The sequence below is a fragment of the Terrirubrum flagellatum genome (assembly GCF_022059845.1).
GTDB classification, from domain to species: domain Bacteria; phylum Pseudomonadota; class Alphaproteobacteria; order Rhizobiales; family Beijerinckiaceae; genus Terrirubrum; species Terrirubrum flagellatum.
This window is the reverse complement of record NZ_CP091851.1, coordinates 4,003,754-4,029,140: the sequence shown is the minus strand read 5'-3', so window position 1 is coordinate 4,029,140 and position 25,387 is coordinate 4,003,754. Positions and strand designations below refer to the sequence as shown.

Annotated in this window: 19 protein-coding genes; 4 read left to right on the top strand and 15 right to left on the bottom strand. The window is 65.3% G+C overall.

The window, feature by feature from the left end:
• Positions 1-83: 83 nt before the first annotated feature.
• Positions 84-1,409, top strand: a complete 1,326-nt coding sequence (locus L8F45_RS19355) for a bifunctional folylpolyglutamate synthase/dihydrofolate synthase (RefSeq protein WP_342359494.1) — start codon at positions 84-86, stop codon at positions 1,407-1,409.
• 124 nt (positions 1,410-1,533) lie between these two features.
• Here the strand turns inward: L8F45_RS19355 and L8F45_RS19350 are convergent, their stop codons facing one another.
• The 8 genes from L8F45_RS19350 to ahcY form a co-directional block, all read right to left on the bottom strand.
• Positions 1,534-2,241 (bottom strand): outer membrane protein, encoded by a 708-nt coding sequence (locus L8F45_RS19350; protein ID WP_342359493.1) that lies wholly within the window; start codon positions 2,239-2,241, stop codon positions 1,534-1,536.
• Positions 2,242-2,555: 314 nt separating this feature from the next.
• Positions 2,556-2,876 (bottom strand): thioredoxin TrxA, encoded by a 321-nt coding sequence (gene trxA, locus L8F45_RS19345; RefSeq protein WP_342359492.1) that lies wholly within the window; start codon positions 2,874-2,876, stop codon positions 2,556-2,558.
• A gap of 120 nt (positions 2,877-2,996) precedes the next feature.
• Complete coding sequence (gene addA, locus L8F45_RS19340) at positions 2,997-6,479, bottom strand: double-strand break repair helicase AddA (protein ID WP_342359491.1); 3,483 nt, start codon at positions 6,477-6,479, stop codon at positions 2,997-2,999.
• Positions 6,469-9,627 (bottom strand): double-strand break repair protein AddB, encoded by a 3,159-nt coding sequence (gene addB, locus L8F45_RS19335; protein WP_342359490.1) that lies wholly within the window; start codon positions 9,625-9,627, stop codon positions 6,469-6,471. The genes addA and addB overlap by 11 nt, the downstream gene beginning before the upstream one ends.
• Before the next feature lie 15 nt (positions 9,628-9,642).
• Positions 9,643-10,368, bottom strand: coding sequence for a nucleotidyltransferase family protein (locus L8F45_RS19330; protein ID WP_342359489.1), 726 nt, complete (start codon positions 10,366-10,368; stop codon positions 9,643-9,645).
• Between the two features lie 8 nt (positions 10,369-10,376).
• Entirely contained in the window at positions 10,377-11,912 is a 1,536-nt protein-coding gene (tsaE, locus tag L8F45_RS19325) for a tRNA (adenosine(37)-N6)-threonylcarbamoyltransferase complex ATPase subunit type 1 TsaE (RefSeq protein WP_342359488.1), read from the bottom strand.
• 8 nt (positions 11,913-11,920) lie between these two features.
• Positions 11,921-14,467 (bottom strand): PAS-domain containing protein, encoded by a 2,547-nt coding sequence (locus tag L8F45_RS19320; RefSeq protein ID WP_342359487.1) that lies wholly within the window; start codon positions 14,465-14,467, stop codon positions 11,921-11,923.
• 222 nt (positions 14,468-14,689) lie between these two features.
• On the bottom strand, positions 14,690-16,117 hold the full coding sequence (gene ahcY / locus L8F45_RS19315; RefSeq protein WP_342359486.1) for an adenosylhomocysteinase: 1,428 nt from the start codon (positions 16,115-16,117) through the stop codon (positions 14,690-14,692).
• 165 nt (positions 16,118-16,282) lie between these two features.
• Between ahcY and L8F45_RS19310 the strand changes: the two genes are divergently transcribed.
• Entirely contained in the window at positions 16,283-16,987 is a 705-nt protein-coding gene (locus tag L8F45_RS19310; protein WP_342359485.1) for a Crp/Fnr family transcriptional regulator, read from the top strand.
• Positions 16,984-18,909, top strand: a complete 1,926-nt coding sequence (locus tag L8F45_RS19305) for a CHASE2 domain-containing protein (protein WP_342359484.1) — start codon at positions 16,984-16,986, stop codon at positions 18,907-18,909. The genes L8F45_RS19310 and L8F45_RS19305 overlap by 4 nt, the downstream gene beginning before the upstream one ends.
• Here L8F45_RS19305 and L8F45_RS19300 read toward each other — a convergent pair.
• From L8F45_RS19300 to L8F45_RS19290, 3 genes are all read right to left on the bottom strand, one after another.
• Positions 18,906-19,355 carry a peptidoglycan-binding domain-containing protein gene (locus tag L8F45_RS19300; protein ID WP_342359483.1) on the bottom strand — a complete coding sequence of 150 codons (450 nt, stop codon included), beginning with the start codon at positions 19,353-19,355 and terminating at the stop codon, positions 18,906-18,908. The genes L8F45_RS19305 and L8F45_RS19300 overlap by 4 nt on opposite strands.
• A 1-nt stretch (position 19,356) precedes the next feature.
• Entirely contained in the window at positions 19,357-20,253 is an 897-nt protein-coding gene (locus L8F45_RS19295; protein ID WP_342359482.1) for a matrixin family metalloprotease, read from the bottom strand.
• Positions 20,254-20,518: 265 nt separating this feature from the next.
• Positions 20,519-21,097, bottom strand: a complete 579-nt coding sequence (locus tag L8F45_RS19290) for a FecR family protein (RefSeq protein WP_342359481.1) — start codon at positions 21,095-21,097, stop codon at positions 20,519-20,521.
• 293 nt (positions 21,098-21,390) lie between these two features.
• Here L8F45_RS19290 and L8F45_RS19285 point away from each other — a divergent pair, with 293 nt between their 5' ends.
• A complete protein-coding gene (locus tag L8F45_RS19285; protein WP_342359480.1) occupies positions 21,391-23,166 on the top strand; it encodes a B12-binding domain-containing radical SAM protein in 1,776 nt (591 codons plus the stop codon).
• Between the two features lie 52 nt (positions 23,167-23,218).
• Here the strand turns inward: L8F45_RS19285 and L8F45_RS19280 are convergent, their stop codons facing one another.
• The 4 genes from L8F45_RS19280 to L8F45_RS19265 form a co-directional block, all read right to left on the bottom strand.
• Positions 23,219-24,019 carry an SDR family NAD(P)-dependent oxidoreductase gene (locus tag L8F45_RS19280; RefSeq protein WP_342359479.1) on the bottom strand — a complete coding sequence of 267 codons (801 nt, stop codon included), beginning with the start codon at positions 24,017-24,019 and terminating at the stop codon, positions 23,219-23,221.
• A gap of 30 nt (positions 24,020-24,049) precedes the next feature.
• Positions 24,050-24,385 carry an HPr family phosphocarrier protein gene (locus tag L8F45_RS19275; RefSeq protein ID WP_342359478.1) on the bottom strand — a complete coding sequence of 112 codons (336 nt, stop codon included), beginning with the start codon at positions 24,383-24,385 and terminating at the stop codon, positions 24,050-24,052.
• Positions 24,386-24,388: 3 nt separating this feature from the next.
• Positions 24,389-24,790, bottom strand: coding sequence for a PTS sugar transporter subunit IIA (locus tag L8F45_RS19270; protein WP_342359477.1), 402 nt, complete (start codon positions 24,788-24,790; stop codon positions 24,389-24,391).
• A gap of 142 nt (positions 24,791-24,932) precedes the next feature.
• Positions 24,933-25,385, bottom strand: coding sequence for an HPr kinase/phosphorylase (locus tag L8F45_RS19265; protein ID WP_342359476.1), 453 nt, complete (start codon positions 25,383-25,385; stop codon positions 24,933-24,935).
• Positions 25,386-25,387 lie beyond the last annotated feature (2 nt).

Below are 25,387 nucleotides of genomic sequence, written 5' to 3'. Positions count from 1 at the left end.
TTTTCTGTTCGCCGCCTTCGGGACCGGCTAACACTCATCGTCCGTCACGGCCGGCGCGGACCACGGCCAGCGCCTGTTTTATCATGAACGACTCCGCCGCCCATCTCGACCGCTTCCTGCATCTCCATCCCAAGCTGATCGATCTGTCGCTGCATCGCATCGAGAAGCTCCTGGGAAAGATCGGCGATCCGCATTTGCGCCTGCCGCCGACGATTCATGTCGCCGGCACCAACGGCAAGGGATCGACGATCGCCTTCATGCGCGCGATTCTCGAAGCGGCGGGCCTGCGCGTCCATGTCTACACCTCGCCGCATCTCGTGCGTTTCCACGAGCGCATTCGTCTTGGCGCCATCGGCGGCGGCCAGCTTGTCGATGAGGAGAAACTCGCCGACGCCTTCCGTCGCTGCGAGGAGGCGAACGCCGGCGAGGCCATCACCATCTTTGAGATCACCACGGCCGCAGCCTTCCTGCTGTTCGCCGAGAATCCCGCGGACGTGCTGCTGCTCGAGGTCGGGCTTGGCGGCCGCTTCGACACGACGAATGTGATCGTCGATCCCGTCGCCACCGTGATCACGCCGATCTCGATGGATCATTCCGAATTCCTTGGCGACACCGTGAGCAAGATCGCCGGCGAGAAGGCGGGCATCCTGAAGCGTGGCGCGCCCGCCATCATCGCGCCGCAGGATGAGGAGCCGCTCAACGTCGTCGCCGCGCGCGCGGAGGCGATCGGCTCGCCTGTTGTCATCGGCGGCCAGGATTTCTCGGCGCATGAAGAGAATGGCCGGCTCGTCTATCAGGACGAGCGCGGCCTGTTCGATCTGCCGCTGCCGCGTCTCACGGGGCGTCATCAGCATGTGAACGCTGCAACCGCGATCGCCGCGCTGCGCCATGCGCACGACCTGCCTGACCTGCCGATCGCCTGCTTCGAGCGCGGCGTGCGCGAGGCCTTTTGGCCGGCGCGCCTTCAGCCGCTGCGCGAAGGCAAGTTGCAATCGCTCCTTCCGGCCGGCGCCGAATTATGGCTCGACGGCAGCCACAACGCCGATGGTGGACGCGTCACCGCCGCCGCCATCGCCGAGATAGAGGAGATGAAGTCGCGGCCGCTGATTCTCGTCGTCGGCATGAAGGGCACCAAGGATGCGCGCGCTTTTCTCGACGCCTTCGAGGATCTGACGCGCGATATCGTCACTTTGCCCGTGGTCAGCGAGCGCGGCGTCACGCGCACGGCGCAGGACATTGCGACGATTGCTGATACGCTTGGGTTTTCGGCCGAGGCGGCGGTCGACATCGAGGATGCGCTGCGCCGCATCGGATCGCGCTCATGGAGCGCTGCGCCGCGCATCTTGATCACCGGATCGCTTTATCTCGCCGGCGATGTGCTCGCCGCGAATGGGTCATTGCCGACCTAATATGTCGAGCGCTTTTGACGCTGAGCGTAAGTCATCGCGCTCCGGCCTTCAGCTTTCGCCTGATCTCTGCGCAACAAAAAACCCGGCCTCGCGGCCGGGTTTTCGTTGATCCCTTTAAGGGAGATCAGAACTTGTAGCTGACGCCAGCGCGGATCGCGTTGGTCGTGAACTTCTTGCTGTCGGCGACGCCGGTCACGAGGTTCGAAGCGCTGATCCGGCCGTAGTCGGTGTAGCGATACTCGCCGCGGACCGTGATGTTGTTGGTCAGCGCGTACTCGATACCGCCGCCGAGCGTCCAGCCGGCGCGGGTGTCGGAGTAGTTCAGGACGCTGACGCCGCCCGGGATCGTCGTCACGTTGTGGCTGATGTCGGCGAACGCGACACCGCCGGTGGCGTAGATGAGGGCGCGATCGAGAGCGAAGCCGAAGCGGCCGCGAACCGAACCCTGCCAGTCGAGCTTGGTGCGCTCGGCGAGAAGGCCCGTGCTGGCGATGCCGGTCTTCTTCAGGTCAGCCCACTCGATGTCGCCTTCGATGCCGGCGACGAGATTCGGCGTGAACTGATAGTTGTAGCCGGCATGCGCGCCGAACAGGCCGCCATTGGCGTCATAGCCGTAGCTGCCGAGGAACAGGCCGCCCGGAGCGGTCGTCGACGTGCCGGTCACGCGGCCCCAGGAGTAGCCGCCCTGAAGACCGACATAGAAACCGGTCCAGGAGAAGGCGGGAACATAGACAGGCGCCGGCGGCGGGCCCTTGCGCGAGGGAAGATCGGCCGCGAACGCAGCGGAAGAGATGGCGACAAGCGCGGCGGAGGCGAGCAGAAGCTTCTTCATTTGTTGTGGTCCTCGGAAACTCAATTTGTGAGCGGTGGTCTAACAGCGGCCCGCGGAGATGTCTGTCACCCCGGCGCCACATCGCTAGGCGGCGGACGCATGGCCTTGCCACATTGCACGTCGTTTCGCCCAAATTTGCATGGATAGTTACCACCTTCTTGCCACAATTCGCGGCGGAAGCGCTTGTTCCCGCGCCATTTCGAGAATTTTCGGAAAATTCGACTAAAAGGTTCTGTTAATCACGCCCAAAGGAAAGCCCGCGCCGCTGACGCGGCGCGGGCTCGAAAGTCGCCTCGACTATAAGCGCGATCGAATCAGATCGCGCCGGAAATCCATTTCGACAGGTCGCCCTTCGGCGCGGCGCCGACTTTCTGCCCGGCGAGTTCGCCATTCTTGAACAACATCAGCGTCGGAATCGAGCGGATGCCGAACTTCGCGGCCGTCGCGGGATTCTCGTCGACGTTGAGCTTCACGACCTTGATCTTGCCGTCGAGCTCCTTGGAAATCTCATCGAGCGACGGGGCGATCATGCGACAGGGACCGCACCACTCCGCCCAGAAGTCGACGACGACGGGAGTCGATGATTTCAGGACGTCGCTTTCAAAGGTGGCGTCACTGGTCTTTTGCGCGCCCATGGGGTGCCTCGCTTAAAAACGCCCGGACGACTCCGGGCTTCTCGTGGGAGAAAAGGTAGGTAGCCGGAGAAGGGGGGTCAACCCGCTCTCACGCGAGCGTGACGCGCGGCGGGCGCAGGATCAAATCCTGTGAAGCGCTTCGTCGAGCGCCGCGTTGGAAATCTCATGCGCGAGGGGGCCGGCGGTCCAGATGACGACGCAACGGACTTTGCGATCGGGATAGAGTGGCGCGACCAGCGCGCGATAGACCGCAAGCTGCGCGATGACGCTTTTGGGAATGTCGGCTTCATGCGCCGGCGGCCGCGCGCCCGTCTTGTAATCGCCGATCAGCACGTCCCCGCCGGCGAGCGCCAGCCGGTCGATCTTGCCGGACGCGTGACGCACGGCGCCGTCGCGGCCCTTGATGGGGCCGGCCACCGCGACTTCGGCGCGCGAGCCTGGATCGAAGAGATCGGCGAATCGGGAATCGGCCACGATCTCCAGCGCCTTCCGCGCGAGTTGCTGACGTTCGGCAAGGTCCGCGGGCTGCGCGCTGAGTTCGGCAAGGCGCAGCGCGACAGACTCCCGCTGGTCAGGATCGGCCGATGGAATCGCTTCTAGCAGCCTGTGGATGAGGCGGCCGCGCGCCCGCGCCGCGGCGGCTTCCGGTCGGTCGAGCGGCCGGTCGCGCCGATCGGCCGCCTCTGCGGCGCGCGAGGGCGAGAGCGGCGGCGTCCACACGGCTTCCGGCGAAGCCTGTTCGCGCGTCCAGGATGGCAGGCGCGTAGCGGTTGGCAGCGTCGCCCGCTCCGCTTGCCTCGTCATCGCCGTGCTTTCGCGCCCCGCGATGATCCAGCGCCCGACCTCGCCTTCGCCTCCGCGCGCCGGCGTCTGTTCGAGTTTGGCGCCGAGCTTCGCGTCGCCCTCTTCCAGCGCCGATGAAATCTGCGCATACCAGGACGCGGGCGGCGCCTGCTTCAGTCCTGTCGCGCCGGCGATGATCAGTCCGTTGCGCGCGCGCGTCAGCGCGACATAGAGCAGGCGCCGATGCTCGTCCTCTGCGTCGGCCGAGGCGGCGCGGCGCGCGGCGTCGATCGCGGCCGGCGCGCGGCCGGGCGGCGCCCAGACGCCAAGCGGCTGCGACTCGCCGCCGAGCGGCACGCGCAGTGCAGGCGAAGCCCCCCGCCCTTCCGGTTTTCCCGTGGTGTCAGGCAAAATCACGATCGGGGCCTCAAGGCCCTTCGCCGCATGCACGGTCATCACGCGCACTTCGTTCGCAGCCTGCGCGAGGTCGCGCTTGATCTCGATGTCGGCGTTCTCGAACGCTGCGACGAAGGCTGCGAGCGAGGCGGAGTCCCGTCGTTCGAAATCGAGCGCGCGCGCGAGAAATTCATCGAGCGCATCGCCGGCCTCGGCGCCGAGCCGCGCCAGCAATTTCAGACGCCCGCCTTCGGCCTCGAGGAGCCGCGCGAAAAAGGCGAAGGGGCCGAGCGTGGCGCGTCCGCGCCAGCCCTCGATGAAGGCGGCGGCCGCAGCAATCTTTCTGTCGCTTGCATCGCGCAACGCGTCGGCGAGTGGCGCATCGCCGCGTTCCGGCGCAACCGCGATCAGATCATCATCATCGAGGCCGAGAAGCGGGCTCTTCAGCGCGCAGGCGAGCGCGTAATCGTCGTCGCGCATCAGCGTGGCGCGCGCCAGCGCCAGGCAATCCTGCACGGCGATATGCTGCGCGACCTTCAGCCGGTCGGCGCCGGCGACGGGAACGCCGGCCTGCTTCAGCGCCGAGATGATGGTCTCGAACAATGCGTTGCGGCGGCGCACGAGAATCATCACGTCGCCGGGCTTCACCGGCCGTCCCGTGGGATCGCCATTTGCAATCAGCAGGCGCGTCTGGTCGGCGACGCGGCGCGCGAGCCGCGCGGTCGGCGAATCCGCGGAAGGCGCATCGACGGGACGGGAGGATTCGTCTGGATCGAGATAATCGTCCGGCTCGGCCTCATCGGTCTTCGTGATCAACGGCCAGAGTTCGACGAAGCCGATGTCGGCGCGATCAAGCCGGTTGCTTTGATGGGTCGGCGCGACGCCGGCGTCGAACGACAATCCGCGCGCGCGATCGCCGCCTGTGAAAATGCGATCGACGGCGGAAAGGACTTCGATAGTCGAGCGGAAGGACACAGTGAGCGGGATATTCTCGAAGCGCCGCTCCGCCGCCTCATGACGCCGTTTGAACAGATCGCGCATCATCGCGAAGGATTTCGGCGCCGCGCCCTGGAAGCCATAAATTGACTGCTTCTCGTCGCCGACGGCGAAGATGGTGCGGCGCGTTTCGCGCGCGCCTTCGCCGGTGGTGAATTCCTCGGCCAGGCGCACCACGATGTCCCATTGCGCTTCGCTTGTATCCTGCGCCTCGTCGACGAGAATATGGGTGAGGCGCGAATCGAGCTTGTAGAGGATCCAGGGGCCGACGCCCTCATTGGCGAGCAGCGCGCGCGTCTTGTCGATGAGATCGGCGAAATCGAGCGCGCCGCGCCGCGCCTTCGCCGCGCGATAATGCGCGAGAATGGCGTCGGCGACCGTGAACATCGCCCGGTTGCGCGCCAGCGCCTCGATCGCGGCGATGCGCTCCAGCAGCGCGGAGAAGCGCGCCGCCTCGTCGTCGAGTTTCTCGGCCGCTCCGGGATTCGCGCCGCGCGCCTTGGCGGTCATCACCGAGTTCGGCTTGAGCTCGGCGCCGGACGAGCCGAGGAAGACGCCGCGCAACGCAGCAAGCTTCATCGCGGGATCGGTTTCGCGCGCGACCTGTTCGAGCGCATCGGCGGTCCCATCATTGGTGGCGCCGGGATGGCCGCGCAAGGCGGCGGCGACCCGATTCCAATGATCAGCCCAGAATGCGCTCGCGAAGTGGCGCGCGATCGCGTCGTCGACGCTGTCCTCCAGCGAGATGCGCAACGCTTTGGCGAGTTGATCGAGAGGGTCGGTTGGCGCGACGCCATCGGAAATGTCCGACCGCAGCACCAGCATCTTCTTCAGCACATCGCGAAAATCATCCTGCTTCGGGAAATCCTCCGCCACGCGCGCGAACGCCGTTGCGGCTTCCGGCCCGTCTTGGCCCGCGACCACCGAGGCGATGGCGGCGTCGATCAGTTGCGATTGCGCCACATCGTCGAGCACCTCGAAATGCGCCGGCGTCTTCGCGTCGAAGGGGAAGAGATGCAACAGCCTTTCGCAGAAGGCGTGGATGGTCTGGATTTTGAGGCCGCCGGGCGTCTCCAGCGCGTCGGCGAACAAACGTCGTGCGCGGACCAGCAATTCGCGCGATGGCGCAGCGCCTGTAAGTTCATGGACGCGGCCGCGCAATTCCTCGTCGCCCAAGGTGATCCACGCGCCAAGCCGCTCGAAGACGCGGTTCGTCATCTCCGCTGCGGCCGCCTTGGTGTAGGTGAGACAGAGCAGCTCATCCGGCGTCACGCCGTCGAGCATCAGCCTGATGACGCGGCGCGCCAGCACCTCCGTCTTGCCCGAGCCGGCGTTGGCGGACACCCAGACCGACGCGCGCGGATCGGAAGCGTCGCGCTGCCGCTGCTGCGTCTGCGACTGCGGGGAGGGCGCGGCGCTACTCATCATCGTCTCCGCGCGACCACTCCGCCACGCGGGCGAGATGGTCATAGTCGCCTTCGTCGCGCGCATATTTCGGGATCGGGCGCGATGTGAAGCCGAGTTCGCCCGAGACAAGCGCGCTCATGCGCCGTCGCAACTGTTCGAGATGTTTCTCGGGGATTGCGATGGGATCGACAAAATCTTTCTTCGCAGAATCAGCGAGATCATTGTCGAAGCCGCCGCTTTTTGCGCCAGACATCCTGACATAGATCAGGGATGACGCTTTGCGGCCGCGATCTTCTGCATTGAAACCGCCGCGCGAAGCCATCGCCGCTTCCAGCGTGAGCTGCGGCGACAATCCTTTAAGCACCTCCTTGCGCGAGGGCGGCGCTCCGGTCTTGAAGTCGACAATAGCGAGCGTCCTGTCCTTCAACCGCTCGATACGGTCGGCGCGGCCGCTGAGCGTGAAATTAGAGCCGTCGCCAAGCGCAAACGAGATTTTGCCGCCTTGCTCGACATCGAATCGCGCGAGATGCGGTCGCCGCGAGCGCTCCCATTCGACATAGGCGCGCGCGGCGCGGCGGAAGCCGGGCAGCCAGAACATCATGCGTTCAGGGTCGACGCCCGCTTCTTTGAAAAGCTTTTCGCCAATCCGGGTGAATTCCTCGACGGCGTTCGCCGCGAAGGGATCAACCGTCTTGGAGAAATGCGCGGCCGCATCGTGAATCACCGTGCCGCGCAGCGCGAAGTCCGCCGCCATACCGATCGGCTCAAGCCTGTCGAGCTTCAGCACCGATTGCGCGAAGATCGCATAGGGATCGCGCACCAAAGTCTCGATGCGGCTGACGCTGAGCTGACGCGGAGCGAGACGCGCCGGCGGCTTCGGGCTCGGTTGTGAAATCGGTTTCGCTTCGCCGGATTCGTCGAGCGCGCGCGCATAGGCGAGATAGATGTCGCCGCGCCGCGTCGCGCGCACCCACGGATTGCGGCGGTCGGCCTCGCTGAAATGCTCCGGTCGTTTCTCCTGTGGTCCCGCATAGGCCTGCAGTCGCTGCCAGAAGCGCGAGGCGATGGTTGGCGCGCCGCCGGATTTTTTCGCGCGCGTCAGGATCGCCTGGCGCGCGGCCCCGAACGCCGCGACGAAATCATGCGCCGTCTGGCCGATGCGCCGCTCCGGCTGTGGCAGCTTCAGCGTGGAGCGCAGCGCGCGATTGAGAAAAGGATCAGGCGAGGGCTGCGGCGGCCAGGAGGTTTCGTTGAGTCCGCCGAGGATCATTACATCGGCCTGCAACAGACGCGCTTCGAGCAGGCCCCAGATCGCGAGGCGTGGATGGATGCGCGCCGGCGGGTTGAGCGTCTCGCCATCCATGAGCTGCTTGATCGCAAGCGGATAATCTGCGCGCGTCAGCGGCGCGCGTTCCGCGCCCGCGATTTCCAGCGCGCCGAACAGCTCTCGCAGCGCGTCGCCATCGGGTTCGTCGAACAGCCAGTCTTCTTCACTTGCGTTTTCAGTCAGCGCGACCAGCGCCTCGCGGTGCGCCGCCGCCCATTCGCCGACGCAGGCGCAGCCGTGTTTGTCGCCTGTGCCGGCGAACCGATCGGAAATCGCAATCAGCCTGTCGAGCGCTTCGCGCGCCAGCGTCCAGTCGTCTTCCGACAAACGCTTGAGTGGGCCGATCGCATGACGATCGCTGGCCTTGCTGCGACGAGGCTCGAACAACTCGCGCAGCATCTTGAGATCGCTGGCGTCGGGATAGCCGCGCAGCAATCCGATCTCGATCGCCGTCGCGGCGCGAACCATCCCAGCGCGATCAAATCCGCACGCGACGCTGGGATGTGCAAGCAGCGTCGAAAGCAGCGCGCCGTCCGCGGGAGAGGCGAGCCATTGCGCCGCAAGGATCGCCAGCGCGCCGCGCGGCGCGCGCGACAGCGCGCGTCCGGCGGAATCATCGACTTCAAGGCCCCAGCGCGCCAGCGTCACGCCGACGCGTTCGGCGAGCGCGCGATCCGGCGTCACGAGAGCTGCGCTGCGGTTCGGCCTCCGCACGGCGCGGCGCATGGCGAGCGCGATGGCGAGCGCTTCCTCGCGGTCAGTGTCGGCTTCGATGATGGCGCCGCCGCGAAGCGCGTCACGGATATCGCGCTGGATCGCAGCATCCGCCCGCGCATCCGCCCAGCTCGCTGTCTGTGAAGGCGGCTGCATCGCGTCGCTGAGCACGCGCTCGCGCGCGAGAAGAGCTTTCTGCGCGCGGCCAAGCGGGATGACATCGCCGCGTTGCGCCTGTAATCGCCGCAGCAGATGCGCCAGCGCCGCCTGCGGATGGACTTCGTGCGGCGCTTCTTCGCCGAGGATCGCTGCGAAGGAGTCATTCGATGAGATGAGATCAAGACCCGGCAGCACGACCGCGCCGCGATCAAGCCGCGCAATCGCTGACAAAAGCTCCGCCGTCGCCGGATTGGTGCCGGTCGAACCCGCCGCGATGACGGGGCCGGAGCTTTTTCCTGCGGCGATCTGCGCGGCGCGCGCGCGCAGCACATTCTGGTTGCGCGCCGTGGGATCGATGAGGCCGCGCGTTTCGAGATAGAGCGGCCACGTCTCGAAGGCGATGCCGAGAAAGGCGCGCGAAATTTCCCAGTAGCGATCATGTTCGCCGGGCACGCCGTCAGAAAGTTGCTTAGGGGTGACGCCTTCGATCGTCAGGATGTCGAGCACGCGCGCGAGGTCGCCGGCGAGCGCAAAGGCTTCGGCCGGCGATTCCGCGATCAGCCCATGCTCGGCGCGATCAAGCGGCGTGATCGCCAGAGCGAGCTGCTTGCGCCAGCGCATCACCAGATCGGCGAGGAAGATCATGCGATCAGCTGATTCCGCTGCCGGCTGCAGCAGGGCCTCCGGCGCGACGTCGCCATCGCCCATCAGTTTGAGTTCAGCTTCGTCGGCGTCGCCGAGCGGCACGATGCGCGGCAGGATCGCCGGTCCGTCGGCGCGCAGCGCCAGCACGCCGGCGAAAGCGCGCGCCGCGCGCCGCGTCGGCAGATAGATGGTGACGTCGGCGACATCGAGCGGACGCGATTTCCAGCCGATATCGCCAACGAGCGTTCCGTCGATCAGCGCATCCGCCAGCGTGTCGAGAAAAAGCGCGCCCGGCGGGATCGAGAACAGGCGAGGGGGACGCATCGCCATCTCTGATGTTCAGCCTTTTGCGAACAATGCGTTCGCAGGCGCGATGGCGTCAGGCGTGCCGACATGCAGCCAGAGCCCGTCGAGGATCGCGCCGCCGAGCCGCCCGCGCGCGCTGGCGCGATCGAACAGGAGATTGAGCGAGAAGCCGTCATCAGGCGTATTGGCGAACAGCGCTTCCGTCATGATCGAAACGCCGGCGAAGATGAAGGGCGCGGTGTCGCCCGCGCGCCGCGTCAGCAGCCCTTCCGCATCGCGGTCGAAATCGCCGACGCCGTCATAGCCGAACGTCTCTTCGCGTCGCGCCAGCATCAGCAGCATGTCGTGACGCGACGCGTCCCATGCGTCGATCAGGCGCGCGATGGCGGAGACGCCGCGCTCGATCCACAGCGAATCCGAATTGATGGCGATGAAGGGGCCGGGCCCGAGCAGCGGCAGCGCCTTCTTCACGCCGCCGCCGGTTTCGAGGAGTTGCGCGCGCTCATCTGAAATCGTGATGCGCGGCGCGCGTCGCCCCGCTGCATGCCGCTCCACCTGATCCGCGAGGTGATGGACGTTGACGATCGCTTCTTCGATTCCCGCCTGTGCGAGCCGGTCGAGCGCATGGTCGAGCATGGGTTTGCCGCCGACCTCGACAAGCGGCTTCGGCAGCCGGTCGGTGATCGGTCGCATGCGCTGGCCTACTCCGGCGGCGAGCACGATGGCGCGCGTCGATCGCGCGCCCGATGCGAAGTTCATGATGGGCTCTAGGCTTCGCTGTCGCCGAACAGGCTCGGCATGGCCTTCTGATACCAGCCGCGCACGTCAGACAAAACCGGGTGCGAGAGGTTGCGGATCAGCAGCTTCTCGATGCGCGGAATATGCTTGAGATAGATCGGCTTCCCGTCCCGCTTGTCGAGCCGGACGAAGATGCCGAGGATCTTGGTGGCGCGCTGCGCCGCCATGATCGCATAGGCGGCGCTGAAGCCGGCCATGTCGAAAGCGGGGTCGCGCTCGCGGCGAAGCCGGACATAATGCGAGATCAGCTTGAGTTCGAGCTCTTCCGGCACGGTCACGCGCACATCCTGCGCCAGCGAAGCGACGTCATAGGCCGGCGGTCCCAGCACCGCGTCCTGGAAGTCGATCAGGCCGACGCGCGCGACGCCGTCGCGGCGCGGCAGCCAGATGAGATTGGGCGAATGGTAGTCGCGCAGCGTCCAGGTGACAGGCGCTTCCGTCAGCGGCCGCAGCGCTTCGGTCCAGGAGCGGATGAATTCGGCCCGCGAGGCCGCCGAAATCGCGAGCCCGTGCTGCTGCGGCGCATACCAGTCGAGCAAAAGTTCGGTTTCGATCAGCAGCGCGTCGAGATCATACGGCGGAATGACGTGGCTCTCGGCGCCAGGAACCGGCAGCGAAGATGGCAGCTCCTGCGCATGCAGCAGCGCCAGCGCCTCGACCGAGGCGAGATAACGGTCGGGAATGGGCGCGCCGCTTTCGAGCACGGACTCCGAACCCAGATCCTCGATCAGCAGCAGGCCGGCGTCGAGATCCTGCGCATAGATATCGGGCGCGCTGAAGCCGCGCTCCTTCAACCCGTGCGCCAGCGCGACGAAGGCGTGCACGCTTTCCGCAAGTTTGGCGATGGCGCTGTAGGGTTTGCCGCTACGGATGGGCGGTCCGTCAGGCCGGCGCGGCGAAATCATCAGCACCGCTGAATCATCTTCGCGCTTCACCCGCTCATAGGCGCGGGTCGAAGCGTCGCCGAGCATGAATTCGCGGCGCGATCCGCCCCAGCCCGCCTTGCGCAACATCTCGCCGGTGGCGCGGAAGCGCGCGAGCTTGGCGACATAGCCGCCTGCGCCAGTGATCGTCGCGATGCGCGAACCGTCTTCGGCGATGTCGAGCCTGATATCGATGCGTTCCTGCGTCAGCGCGTCGCCGGCGCGCTCGGGCCATTCGACGATGACGAGCGCCTGTTCCGACGCCTCGTCCCAGCCGAGTTCGGCGAGCTCGTCGCCGCTGGCGATGCGGAACAGGTCGGCATGGATGATCGGGAAATGCTCGCCGTGATATTCCTGCATCAGGGTGAAGGTCGGGCTCGGCGTCTCCTCATTGGGATCGCCGGTCAGCGCCCGGATCAGCGCGCGCGCGAAGGTCGTCTTGCCCGCGCCGAGATCGCCGGAGAGCGTCAGAAGGTCGCCGGCCGACAAAACGCCGGCGAGCTCGTTCGCGAGCCCGGCGGTGGCGCGTTCATCGGCGAGCAGCAGCCGCCAGGGCGAGGTGGTCGAATCGGCCTCGGGCATTGCGGCTTTTACGCCAGAAGTCGGGCCGCCGCGCCAGTGTCGCTATCTCCCTCACGGTAGGGCAGCACGCAGACGAAGCGCGCGCCGCCGCCGGGCGCGCTTTCCACCGTCACGCGCCCGCCATGCAGCTCAATGAAGGAGCGCACGATCGAAAGCCCGATGCCGACGCCGCGATGCTTCGAGCCCTGCGGGTGGTGCTCGAAACGCTCGAAGATGCGCGCCCGCGCTTCTTCAGGGATGCCAGGCCCCTGATCCGAGAGGGAGATGCGCAATTCGTCGCCGGCGCGCTCCGCCGCCACTTCGACCGCGCCGCCGGCCGGTGAAAATCCGATCGCGTTCGAAATCAGGTTGAAGAGAACCGTGCGCAGTCGCCGCCCGTCGGCGATGAAGGTTCTGATGTCAGGCGCGATCTTCACCTTGAACGTCACGTCGGCGTCGCTCAGCCGATCCTGCACGCCTTCGGCGACCGCATCGATATTCGCCTTGAGATCGACGGGACCGAGTTCGAGCGCCACGACACCGCTGTCGATCGATTGCAGATCGAGGATATTGTCGATGAGCGCGAGCAACGCGTTCGAGGCGCGCATGATGTGGCTCGCATATTCGCGCTGCTTCGGATTGAGCGGCCCGCCGATGCCGTCGCCCAGCATCTGCGTATAGCCGATCACCACGTTGAGCGGCGAGCGCAGCTCATAGGACATGTTCTGCACGAAGTCGCTGCGCAACTGATGCGCGCGTTGCAAGGCTTCGTTGCGTTCCGTCAGCGCGCGTTCGAACTTGGCGCTGTCGGTGACGTCGGTGAAGGTGATGAGCGTGCCGCCGTCAGGCAGCGGCGCAATGGCGCAATCGACGACGCCGCCATCCTGGCGATGCACGCGCGCCGTCGTGCTCAGCCTGTGATCGACGAAGCCCGCGACGGCGCTCGACATGTCAGCCCAGAAAGGCGCGTCCGGCGCATGAATCGCGGCGATGCGCGCGACATCGTCCACATGCGGCGTGAGGCGCAGCACCGCTTCGGGAATGTCCCAGATCTTTCCGAAAGACGGGTTATGCAAGCGCAGCTTGCCATCCGGCCCGAAGACCGCGACGCCTTCCTTCAGCATGTCGAGTGTTTCGCGCTGCACGCGCGTCAGTGAATTATAGCGCAGCTCGAGCGCGTGACGCTCGCTGACATCGTCGAAGAGATAGGTGATGCCGCCTTGCGGATTCGGATTGGCGAAGACGCGGATGTTGCGGCCGTCGGGCAGATACCAGAACTGATCGCGCGGTTCGAGCGTGCGATAGCCTTGCAGCCAGCTTGTCTTCCAGCCGCGGAAATCATCATGTTCGGGGATCATGCGCTCGGCGCGCAGACGGTCGAGCAGTTCGCTTTCCGTCGGTTGGGATTCGAGGAAGGCGAGATCGATGTTCCAGAGCTGGCGATAGGCCTGATTGTGGAACATCAGCCGCTGGCGCGCATCGAAGATCGCGACCGCGGTCGGAAGCTGGTCGAGCGTCAGCGAATGCGCCTTCGCCTGCTTTTCCAGATCATCCTGCAGCGCAGCGATTTCCGACATGTCGACGGCCACGCCGCCGCACAGGCCTCCGGAACTTGTTTCGAACACGTCGATAGTGGCGCGACGGCCGGCCATCACAGCCGGCACGCGCTGCGCATAGCTTTCGCCAACTGCGTGACGCGCCTCTGCCTGGGCGCGATGGCGATGATCGAGCAGTTCGGCTTCGCGCCCGATCGCGTCGCTCGCATCTGACGCCTCCACCGCGCGCACATAAGCGCGATTGACCCAGGTGAGCCGGCGATGCTCGTCGCGCATCCAGGCCGGATGCGGAATCGCGTCGATGAGTTCGCGCATCGCGTCGCGTTCGCGCACCGCCGCTTCGCGCGCCGCGATCGCATCGTTGCGCAGACGTCTCTCTTCGCCGAGATCGCGGATGCGCATGATCGCGCGGCCGGCGATGACGCGGCCCATCGCTTCGATCTCGGCGCCGTTGCGGCTGCGCAATTGCAACAGGAAAGGTTCGCCGCTGGCGCGCAGGCGCGATGCGGCGTCTTCGAGGCGGCTGGCTTCGAGCGGCGGCAGCCAGGTGCCGAACACCAGCGCATGGCGCGGCGCCGCAAGCCCGGCGATGGCCGCGACGTCGCCTTCGATGATCGGCTCCTCGTTGGCGCCGGGCCATGAGATCAGGAGCTGGACGTCGCCCGCCAGCAGCATGTCGGCGCGATCCGCCTCCGCGCGCAGGCGATTGATCTCGTCGGCATATTGATCGGCGCGGCGGAACCAGCGATCGCGCTCGCGCACATAGAGGAAAGCCGTAACGGTGGCGAACACGCCGAGCGCGATGAAGACGCTGAAGGCGACGACATTCTGCGATTCGGCGCCGCGGGCGATTTCGCGGCCGATCTCCGTGACGTCGGCGCGCGCTGGCGCGAGGGCGGCCTGCCATGCCCCGATGCTGAATCCGACAGGCGCGAGCGCATGGCTGGCGCGCCGCGCCCAGCGCTGATGCGCTTGCGCAACGCAACGCCCCCATGCGCGGCCCGTCTCCTGAACCGCCATGAACCAATCCTTGTCCGCCGCTTGCAACGACTGGCGTTGCCGCATCGCCCGGAATCCGTCGCCCCGCCGAACCCGAATCACTGCACTTTAACTGCTGCGTGACTCCGTCAGGAAGCGGTTAACGAATCGTGACTCAAAAAAAATCGCGCGCCCGGGAGGGCGCGCGCGCTTGACACTGATTGGAACGAAAGGAGTCCGCGCCGGTCCGGCGCGGATTATTCGTCAGTAGCGATAGTGATCGGGTTTGAACGGGCCGCTCTGCGGCACGCCGATATAGTCCGCCTGCTCCTTGCGCAGCGCCGTGAGCTTGACGCCGAGCTTGGCGAGATGAAGCGCGGCGACCTTCTCGTCGAGGAATTTCGGCAGCGTGTAGACCTTTTTCTCGTACTTGCCCTGGTTCGACCACAACTCGATCTGCGCCAGGGTCTGGTTCGAGAAGGACGACGACATCACGAAAGAAGGATGCCCCATTGCGTTGCCGAGATTCACCAGCCGGCCTTCGGAGAGAAGGATGATGCGATTCCCCTTCGGAAACTCGATCTCGTCCACCTGCGGCTTGATGTTCGTCCATTTGAAATTCTTCAGGCCGGAGACCTGAATCTCATTGTCGAAATGGCCGATGTTGCAGACGATGGCGCGATCCTTCATCTCCCGCATGTGATCGACGGTGATGATGTCCTTGTTGCCAGTCGCGGTGACATAGATGTCGGCGCGCGGCAGCGCGTCCTCGATCGTCGTCACTTCATAGCCTTCCATCGACGCCTGCAGCGCGCAGATCGGATCGACTTCCGCAACGATCACGCGCGCGCCGGCCTGACGCAGCGACGCGGCCGAGCCCTTGCCGACATCGCCATAACCGGCGACGAACGCGACCTTGCCGGCCATCATCACGTCGGTGCCGCGGCGCAGCGCGTCGACGAGCGATTCACGACAGCCATAGAGATTGTCGAATTTCGATTTCGTCACGGAATCATTGACGTTGAACGCCGGGAACAGAAGCTTGCCCTGCTCGGCGAGCTTGTAGAGGCGATGTACGCCCGTCGTCGTCTCTTCCGACACGCCCTTGATCGCCTTCGCGACCTCGGCGAACCAGCCCTTCGGCTTTTCTTTCAGGAGACGCTTGAGCAGCGCGTAGAAGATTTCCTCTTCTTCGGACTCAGGCTTGTCGAGGAAAGCCGTGTCGCCCTGCTCGGCGCGCAGGCCGTGATGGACGAGCATTGTGGCGTCGCCGCCATCGTCGAGGATCATGTTGGGCGTGCCGCCGCCATGCCAGTCGAACAGCTTCGCGGTGTAGTCCCAGTATTCGGTGAGCGTCTCGCCCTTGTAGGCGAAGACCGGGGTGCCAGCGGCGGCGATCGCGGCTGCGGCGTGGTCCTGGGTGGAGAAGATGTTGCAGGAGACCCAGCGGACGTCGGCGCCGAGCGCCTTCAGCGTCTCGATCAGCACCGCCGTCTGGATGGTCATATGCAGCGAGCCGGCGACGCGGGCGCCCTTGAGCGGCTGCTTCGGGCCATACTCCGCGCGGATGGCCATCAGGCCCGGCATTTCGGTCTCGGCGAGCTCGATCTCCTTGCGGCCGAAGCCGGCGAGCGAGATGTCCTTGACGATATAATCCGCGTCGTTCGCGGGTTTCACGGCGGCCTGGGCCATGTTCGCTCCTCTGGGAAACCTGTGCGTCGGCCGGGCCTATAGCACCGGCTCTCCGACCTCGCAATAAAGATATAAAGATTTCTTTATGTGGCCTTCGCAGGCCGGTCGGGCCGGATTTCCCTCCGGGCGCCCTTGGGATAGCTTCCCCCCGTCGAACCGGCTGGGATGATGAGCGGGCCTCTTTCCATCGTGGCGCTCCTGCGGGGCCATGCGTTTTTCGCATCGCTGGACGAGGCTGCGCTGACTGTGCTGGCCGGCCGCGTGACGCGCCGCAAACTCTCGCCCGGCGAGACGCTGTTCCATCGCGACGATCCTGGCGACGCCATGTTCATCGTCGAGACCGGCGCGATCCGGCTGGCGCGCGACAGCGCCCAGGGCCGCGAATTCACCGTCCGCCTCGCCGGCCCGGGCGAGGCTTTCGGCGAGATCGCGCTGCTCGACGGCGCCGGCCGCACGACAGATGCGGCCGCCGTCACTCCGTCGACCTTGCTGTCCCTGTCGCGTCGTGATTTCCAGACTTCGTTCCGCGCGACGCCGGCGATGCAGGATGCGGTGCTTGCGGTTCTCTGCGGCCGCCTGCGCGCGACAACCGATCAACTCGAAACGATTGCGCTGAAGCCTCTCGAAGGTCGCGTCGCGCATCTCTTTCTGCTCTTCGCTGGCCCTGACGCGGCGGAGAAAAAGCGCGCATCCTTCGATATTCCCGTCGATCAGCGCGAACTCGCCGCGCTTGCGGGAGCGACGCGGCCGCGTGTCAATCGCGTGCTGATGAACTGGGCCGAAAGCGGCGTCATGCGCCGCAAGGGCCGGCGCTGCGATTGCGATCTCGAAGCGTTGCGCGCCATCGTCGAAGGCGAGGACGATGCGTGAGACGCTTCGCCCGACGCTCGCGCTGGATGGCGCCGCTCGCCGGCTTCGCGGCGCTCGCGCTCGTCGCCGCGCACACGGCCTTTGATCCCCTAGGCTTCGCCGATCGCATTCGCGAGGCGCTGTTTGATCGGCTGATCGCAGCGTTTCCGCGCGCGCCTCTCGCGAGCCCCGTGCTTGTTGTCGATATCGATCGCGCCGCGCTCGATCGCTTCGGCTCCTGGCCCTGGCCGCGCGAGACGCTCGCTCGACTCGCAGGCGCGGCCGTGGCGGCGAAGCCGCTCGCCATTGGCTTCGATATGCTTCTGGCCGAAGCCCGCGCCGCAGGCGATGCGCCGCCGCCGAATGTCGAAGCGCTGGCTTCAGCTCTTCGTGGCGCGCCGGTCGCGCTCGGCGTCGTGCTCGATCCTTCGCCCGCGGCGGCTGCGCCCGAAGGCCCGCCGCTCGGCCTCGAAGGCGAGCCTCCTGATCTGCCCGATCTCCTCGTCACGCGTGGCGTCACCGCGCCGGTGCGGCCCCTGATCGATGCGGCGAAAGGCCTTGGCGTGCTCACGCTCCCCGCGTCGGATGGCGAGCCAGTGCGTCGCGTGCCGCTGCTCGCGGCCGGCGGCGGCGTGGTCTATGGCGGCATCGCGGTCGAGACGCTGCGGATTGGCTCCGGCGACGGCAATCTCCTGATCGATGGCCGCGCGCGGACCTTGCGCGTCGGCGGGCATGTCGCGCCGCTGGCGCGCGATGCGAGTCTCAGGCTCTGGACGTCCTCGCCGGCGCATCGCGCGGCGCGCACGGTCGCTGCGGCGAGTCTGCTCGACGCGCCCGACGCTGCGCGCGAAAAATTCACCGGCAAGTTCGTCCTGATTGGCGCGAGCGCGCCCGAAGCCGGCGGATTGCGCGAAACCGCGGCCGACGCCTTCACGCCAACGGTGCAGATCGAGGCCGACACGCTCGAGCAAATCATCGACAACGCAATTCCGATCCGGCCCGCCGCGGCGTTCTGGGTCGAACTTGCTGTCGCGGCGTTGCTGGCTGTGCTCGGCGTCATTGCGGTTATCAAGCTGACGCCGGCGCGCGCCGCTGTCGCCACAATCGTCGTCGCTGCGCTCTGGTGCGCGGTTTGCGTGATCCTCTGGCGTTGGCGCGCGTTGCTCGTCGATCCGCTCTGGCCTGTCGTGACCGCGCTCGGCGCCTGGCAGGCGTCGAATTTCGCAGCCTTCGCCGAGGCGCGCGCCCGTCGCGTCGCGCTTGAGCGCAGTTTCGCGACGCGACTGCCGCCGGCGATCGTCGCGCGGCTCGCGGAAGATCCTGAACTGTTGAAGCTCGCCGGCGAGGAGCGCGAGATCACCGCGCTCTTCACCGATCTCGAAGGCTTCACCGCCATGACGGAGCGCATCGGCCCGGTCGAACTTGTCGCGCTGCTCGACCGCTATTTCGCCTGCGTCTGCGCCATCGTCGTCGAACATGGCGGCATGGTCGACAAATTCGTCGGCGACGCGGTGCATGCCTTCTTCAATGCGCCGGTGGAGCTGCCCGATCATGCGGCGCGCGCCGTCGATTGCGCGCTGTCGATTCACATTGCGACGGAAGCGTTTCGCATCGCGCCGGAAAATGCGCATCTCAAGCTGGGGCGCACGCGCATCGGCGTCGAGACGGGCCGCGCCATCCTTGGCGATGTCGGCGCGAGCGGAAAGCTCGACTACACCGCGCACGGAACCGCGATCAATCTCGCGTCGCGCCTCGAAGCCTCGAACAAGAAATTCGGTTCGGCGATCGCCGTCGGCCCGCGCTGCGTCGCGCTCGCGACGCGTCACCGCTTTCGCGAACTGGGAACGATCGAACCGTTTGCGGGCGCTGCGTCGCTGATCGTCAGCGAGCCGTGCGGCGTTGGTGCAGCAGACGCGAAAACCCAAAACACCTCAGGGCGCTAGCTGATAAGCGACCGCCCAAGATGAGCCGACATCCGCTGCGCAATGGCCAATGCGGCCTGCTTGCGCTCGCTGTTCGTCACGCAAAGGCAGCGGCGGCGACATGAGTATTGCCGGCTTCGCTCAGGGGCCACTTCATTTTCAAACAACTCCTTGTCCATCACCGCCACCGTCATAATCCCGACGATGTCGTCCGCTTGGCTCTGATAAGAGTGATTGACGATGTCGCGCGCGCGCTTGTAGGCGAGAACTGCTGCGGCCGTGGTTGGGCCGAACATGAACGACGCCATTTCATTCTCGGCGATCACAGCGTTATCAAGCACCGAGAGCGCGACCTGAATCCTGCGCACATGTGTTCCGATGGCGCCGCGCATAATATGCGCCTTATGGTTGGCGCTCGCCGCTTCGAGCGCCTTATCGCCAGTGAAAAGATTCGAACGGAGCGACATCTCAGATTGCTCCGATCGGATATCCAAAATTCATCGTCTCGATGTCATGCATTGAAAACGACAAACCCCCGATATTCGGAAACATGATGTGCTGCGCATCGTTGTCATGAAACAGGCCCAAATTGTGTCCGATTTCATGGGCATAGAGGGAGGTCGCCCTGTTGCCGGGTGGAAAATTCTCCACGAAGCAGCAGTTCCCGGTTGCGAGTCCAACGAGGTCCGGTTTCGACTCGATGACGATATCCCAGGTGCGGAAAATATAGAGATCGGCGATGGCGTGTGGCGCCGCCAGAGCTGCCGATGCGATCGCAGAGAATATCGTTGGATCGTCGAGAAAGATCCGTCTCTTGAGCGGATCGCGCGCATTGAGATCGAGAAGAGCGGCCGCGTTGGCGATGTCGCCGACTTGTGTCAGCTTGACGTTCGCCTGCTCGATGAAAAGGCGCGCCACATCCGCCATGATCGTTTTCATCTCACCGCCCGATTCGACAATGTTGGGCTTTCGCACCGCATCCGAGAGGACATAAAGCTGATAGGTGAGGGCCCGTTGCGTCTTGACGGAGACAAGCAGGAAGCTGCGTGGCTTTCCGGAGACGGTTTCGACGATCAAGGCGGTCGGGCCTGGGTCGCGTCCACGCATGAAAAAGCGGATCGCTGAATTCCTCGCCACCTGATAACCGGCGCCGCGCGTGACTGCAGGGCGCCCGTCAATCGTATAAAGACCCCACAGCCCGATCTTGTTCGGATCGGCAGGATAGATGATTACATCCTCTGTTTCGTCAGCTTGCACCCAGAGGCCCATGCGCCGATGGCCGCCGCTCGGAACCATCTGATATTGTGCGGCGACATCAAAACCGTCTCCCGTAGACGGCTCAGGGTCCAGGAACACGACCGCCATGGCGCAGATCCCGATGAGGTTCGTTCAATCTGCCACGCGCCTTCACTCGTGGCGTGCGCGGCCGCACAAACGAACCGCCGCTGCGATCAGTTCAAATTTCTAGTGATCCCGATTGCGTCTGGACACAACTCGTCGCTTCAGAGTTTTCGCGGAGTCAGCCGGCTGAAGACAACGTCGTGGTCATAGATGAGCTGTTTTCTTATGAAGCTCGGAGATCGAGAAAGTCGTTCGCGCCAAGGGTTGGAGTTTCTTTGTTCTTGTTACGCTAACTCGTTAACGCAATCGCTTTCGCGATCCGCGCCGCGCCCCACTCCTTCGGAGCGTCGGGCGGCGCGCCGATGGCGCTGATCGTCGTTCCCTGCCCGGCGCGCAGCGTCACGCTCTTGCCGGCCGCGCTGACTTGCACCTCGCCGCGCTCGACGAACACGCCATAGCCATCCGCGTCGCCAACGAAGAACTTTGTGCCGCGCACCGCGATCACCGCATAGGGCGAGGTCACCGTGAGGCGGCCCTTCTTCGTGGGATCGGGCCGATCGAGGATCAGCGATCCGGAATCCACGGTCAGCGCGCCGCCGCCATCGAGCGTGGCGCGATCGATCTTCAGCTTGGCGCGCGCGCCGAGGCTGACCTGATTGCCGTTCGTCAGCTTCACGCCGAGCCTGGAATCTTCTCCTGTCCGCAGGAGATCGTCGAGATAGACCGCCGCCGCCTCGATCAAGGTGCGCGTTCCGGGCCCGATCTCGGCGAAAGCCATGCCGCGAACAGACGCGACAGCGCCCGCAAGCGTCTCCGCGGCGGCGGAAGGGGTTGAGATCAGCGCGGCGCCGGCGGCTGTAGCGGCCATCGCCTGCCGCCGGGAAATGGGCGCGCGCCCGAAAAATTCATCCGACATCGCGTGGGTCCTGAAGCCTGAATCAAATGCGCGGGCGATCCGCCAAAGGCGAAGGCTGCGCCGGCATCTACACCCGGGATGTGCTCTTTTACACATCGCGAACGGCCAGGCCGGCGGCGAGAGGGCGCCGTTAGGTCATGGCCGGCGACCAGCCTGTGGAGCGAAACTGACGGCGCGAGGGACGCCTTGTGACCAGAGGGCGCGATCTATAGATTGGGTTACGCAATCGACCTGATCGGAGAGATATGTCGACCACGCTCCCACGGTCGGTCTTCCGATTGGTGCTGATCAAGCCGTCCCACTATGACGATGACGGCTACGTCATCCAGTGGTGGAAATCCTGGATCCCCTCGAACAGTCTTGCCGCGCTTTACGGGCTGGCGCGCGACTGCGCCTCCCGGCGCGTGCTCGGCGACGATGTCGATATCGAGCTTGAAGTTTATGACGAGACCAACACGCGCATTCGGGTTGGCGATATCATCCAGCGTGTGAAGGCGTCGGCCGCCGGCGGCATGGTGATGCTGGTCGGCGTGCAATCCAACCAGATGCCGCGCGCGCTCGATCTCGCGACGGAGTTCCGCGCCGCCGGCCTGCAGGTCGGCATCGGCGGATTCCATGTCTCCGGCACGATCGCGATGCTGCCCGAGCGCGATCCCGATGTGCTGCGCGCCGAGAAGCTTGGCGTGTCGCTGTTCGCAGGCGAGGCCGAAGGGCGTCTCGAAGGCGTGCTTCAGGACGCCGCGCGCGGCGCGCTCGCGCCGCTCTACAATTACATGAAGGATCTGCCCGGCGTCGGGGGAACGCCTATTCCCTACCTGCCAAGCGAACAAATCGCCCGAACGGTCGGGCGCATGACGAGCTTCGACGCCGGCCGCGGCTGTCCTTATCAGTGTTCTTTCTGCACCATCATCAATGTGCAGGGCCGGATTTCACGTCGTCGTTCGGCGGACGATATCGAAGCCATCGTGCGCGAGAACGACGCCGCGGGCGTGCATCAATATTTCATCACCGACGATAATTTCGCCCGCAACAAGGACTGGGAGCAGATTTTCGATCGCCTGATCGCGCTGCGCGATGAAGGCATCCGGATTTCGGCGACCATTCAGGTCGACACGCTCTGCCACAAGATTCCGCGTTTCATCGAGAAGGCGGCGCTGGCCGGCGTGCGGCGCGTGTTCATCGGCCTCGAGAACATCAATCCGGAAAGCCTCGTCGGCGCGAAGAAGCGGCAGAACAAGATCACGGAATATCGGCGCATGCTGCTCGACTGGAAGGAGCATCGCATCATCACCTACGCCGGCTATATCCTCGGCTTCCCCGGCGATACGCGCGCCTCCATCATGCGCGACCTGCAGATCATCAAGACCGAGCTGCCGGTCGATATTCTCGAATTCTTCCTGCTGACGCCGCTGCCGGGTTCGGAAGATCACAAGGTTCTTTGGTCGAAGGGCGTCGCCATGGACGCCGACATGAACCGCTACGATCTCAACCACACCTGCACGGATCATCCCAAGATGTCGCGCAGCGAGTGGGAAAGCGTCTATCGCGACGCGTGGCGCTTCTATTATTCCGACGATCACATGAAGACGGTGCAGAAGCGCGCGGCGTCCGTCGGCATCCCGCCGACCAAGCTGCTCGTCTATCAGATGTGGTTCATGGGCTCGATCGACATCGAGGGCGTCCATCCCCTCGAAGTCGGCTATGTCAGGCGCAAGTCGCGGACCGTGCGGCGTCCGGGGATGCCGATCGAGCATCCGCTCGTGTTTTATCCCAAGTTTGCGCTCGAAACGCTCGTCAAGCAGGCGCGCTGGACCTGGCTTTGGGGCAAGCATGGCGCGGCCAGTCTCGTGATCCGTTCGCGGCGCAAGGAGCTTCAGAAAACTTACGCTGACGCGGCGATGGCGCCGGTCGCCGATGATGAAGCGGACAAGCTCAGCCTCTTCCAGTCGGACGCGGCGAAGGGTTTCGTCGCTCATCAGCAGAAGATCGCGGCGATCACCCACGCGCAGCCGGCGGCATAGCCTTTCTGGTCGCGGAAGCCTGTCGGCGCAGAATGAGCGCCGCCGAGCGGTTTCAGTAGTGAATCGCGCCGGGCGCGCCGCCGCCGGCGCCGATTGACTCGCCATTGATGGCGATCGATTTCGGCGAGGCGAGAAAAGCGACGATGTCGCCGATCTGCTCCGCCGTGACGAAACGGCGGATCGAATTTCCTGACGCCATGCGTCGCTCGATCTCGTCCGGCGCGACGCCCTGCTTCTCGGCCATGCGCGCGATCACGCCTTCCGTCTTCTCCGTGCGCGTCAGACCGGGATGCACGCAATTGACGGTGATGCCGTGCGGCCCGAGTTCGTCGGCGAGATTCTTGGTCAGCGCCGCGACCCCGACATTGCGGATGCTGCCGACGATCGCGCCTGTCTGCCGCGCTGCAAGCCCGCTGATATTGATGATGCGGCCGAAGCCTCCGGCGATCATGTGCGGCGCCGCCTCGCGCGCCATGCGCAGATAGCCCATCACCTTCACATTCACGTCAGCGTGGAAGAAATCCGACGTCACCTCGGCGAGCTTGGGCGGCGGCGCCTGGCCGCCGGGCTGCGCAGCGGCGTTGACGAGAATGTCGATGCGGCCGAAATCCGTGACGATCTGGGCGGTCGCCGCGCGCGTCTCGGCGTCGTCGCCGGTGTCGGCGCGATAGGCTTTCACCTTCCTGCTTGTGGCCGCAGAAATCTCCTTCGCGGTCGCATCGGCTGTTTCCATATCGCGCGCCACGATCGCGACATCGACGCCCTCGCGCGCCAGCGCGTTGACGATCGCCTTGCCGATGCCGCGGCTGCCGCCGGTGACGATCGCGACCTTGCCGTCGAGTTCGAGATTCATGAGGACATTCCCGCCGGGGAGGAACGCCGGCTATTCGCCTTCGCCGAACCGGTCGCCGACGAGATTGCTCAGCGCGTCGAGCGCGGCTTCGGCTTGGTCGCCTTTCGCCGTCACCGTGATGGTCGTGCCCATGGCGGCGGCGAGCGTCAGCAGGCCCATGATCGAGGAGCCGCCGACCGTCTCGCCGCAGCGGGTGACAGTGATGTCGGCGTCGAAACGCTCGGCGCATTGCACGAATTTCGCCGTGGCGCGGGCGTGCAGGCCCTTCTTGTTGACGATCCTGATTTCACGGACGAGCGCCCCGTCGGGAACCGGCGCCGGCGGGCAGGGCTGGTCGAAGTCATCGAAATCAGGCGCGCCCGACATCCGCTATTTCCCGGCCAGCACCCGGCTGGCGACATTGATGTATTTGCGGCCCGCATCCTGCGCCTGCGCCACCGCCTCGGTAAGATCGGCGTCCTCGCGCACCCGCGCAAGCTTGATCAGCATCGGCAGGTTGATGCCGGCGACCACCTCGACCTTGGCGCCGCTCATGCACGAAATCGCGAGGTTCGATGGGGTGCCGCCGAACATGTCGGTCAGCAGCACCACGCCGTCGCCGGTGTTGACGTGCTTCACCGCCGACATGATGTCGTTGCGGCGCGAATCCATATCGTCCTCGGGACCGATGGCGATGGTTTCGAGTTGATTTTGGGGACCTACGACGTGCTCAAGGGCAGCGCGAAACTCGGTCGCAAGCTGCCCGTGGGTCACGAGCACCATTCCGATCATATCGGGTCTGAAACCTGGAGCCGCCAATCCGGCGGCTGGAGCCGCGTATCTTGTGCAGTGCGAGCAAAAGCGCAAGAGCGAATCGTGGCGATATTTCGGCGAGCCCTCAGCTTGTTTGGACTATTTTTGTTCTCTTCCCGCATCATTTTTGGCGCTTCGCCCTGAGCTGATCGAGCGCCGTGAAGACGAGATCGGGCCGATCCGCTTCCGGTCCGAGCATCAGCCGCGCGATGGTCGTGCCGCAAACCGTCACCCATTTATCCTTGTGGTCGGGCAGGCGCGGTCCCGGTTCGTCGGCGAGGTCGACGATGAGCCTGACCACGCAGGCCTGCTCTGTTTCCGCCGGCAGAATGCCGAGCCCGCGCGCTTCGATGAAGCCGGCGATCGCTGGATGGCCCGATCCGATCAGGCGGCCGTCGGCTGCTTCGACCATCACGCGATCATCGCCCACGAGACGGGCGAAGAAGCCGCGCTGCTTCGCTTCGCCGATGAGTCCTCGCGCCAGCTTGCTCTTGCCGGCGCCGGAGCGGCCGCGGATCAGCACGCCGTCTTCGCCGACGATGACGCAGGTGGCGTGAAGGGATTCGCTGGTCATTG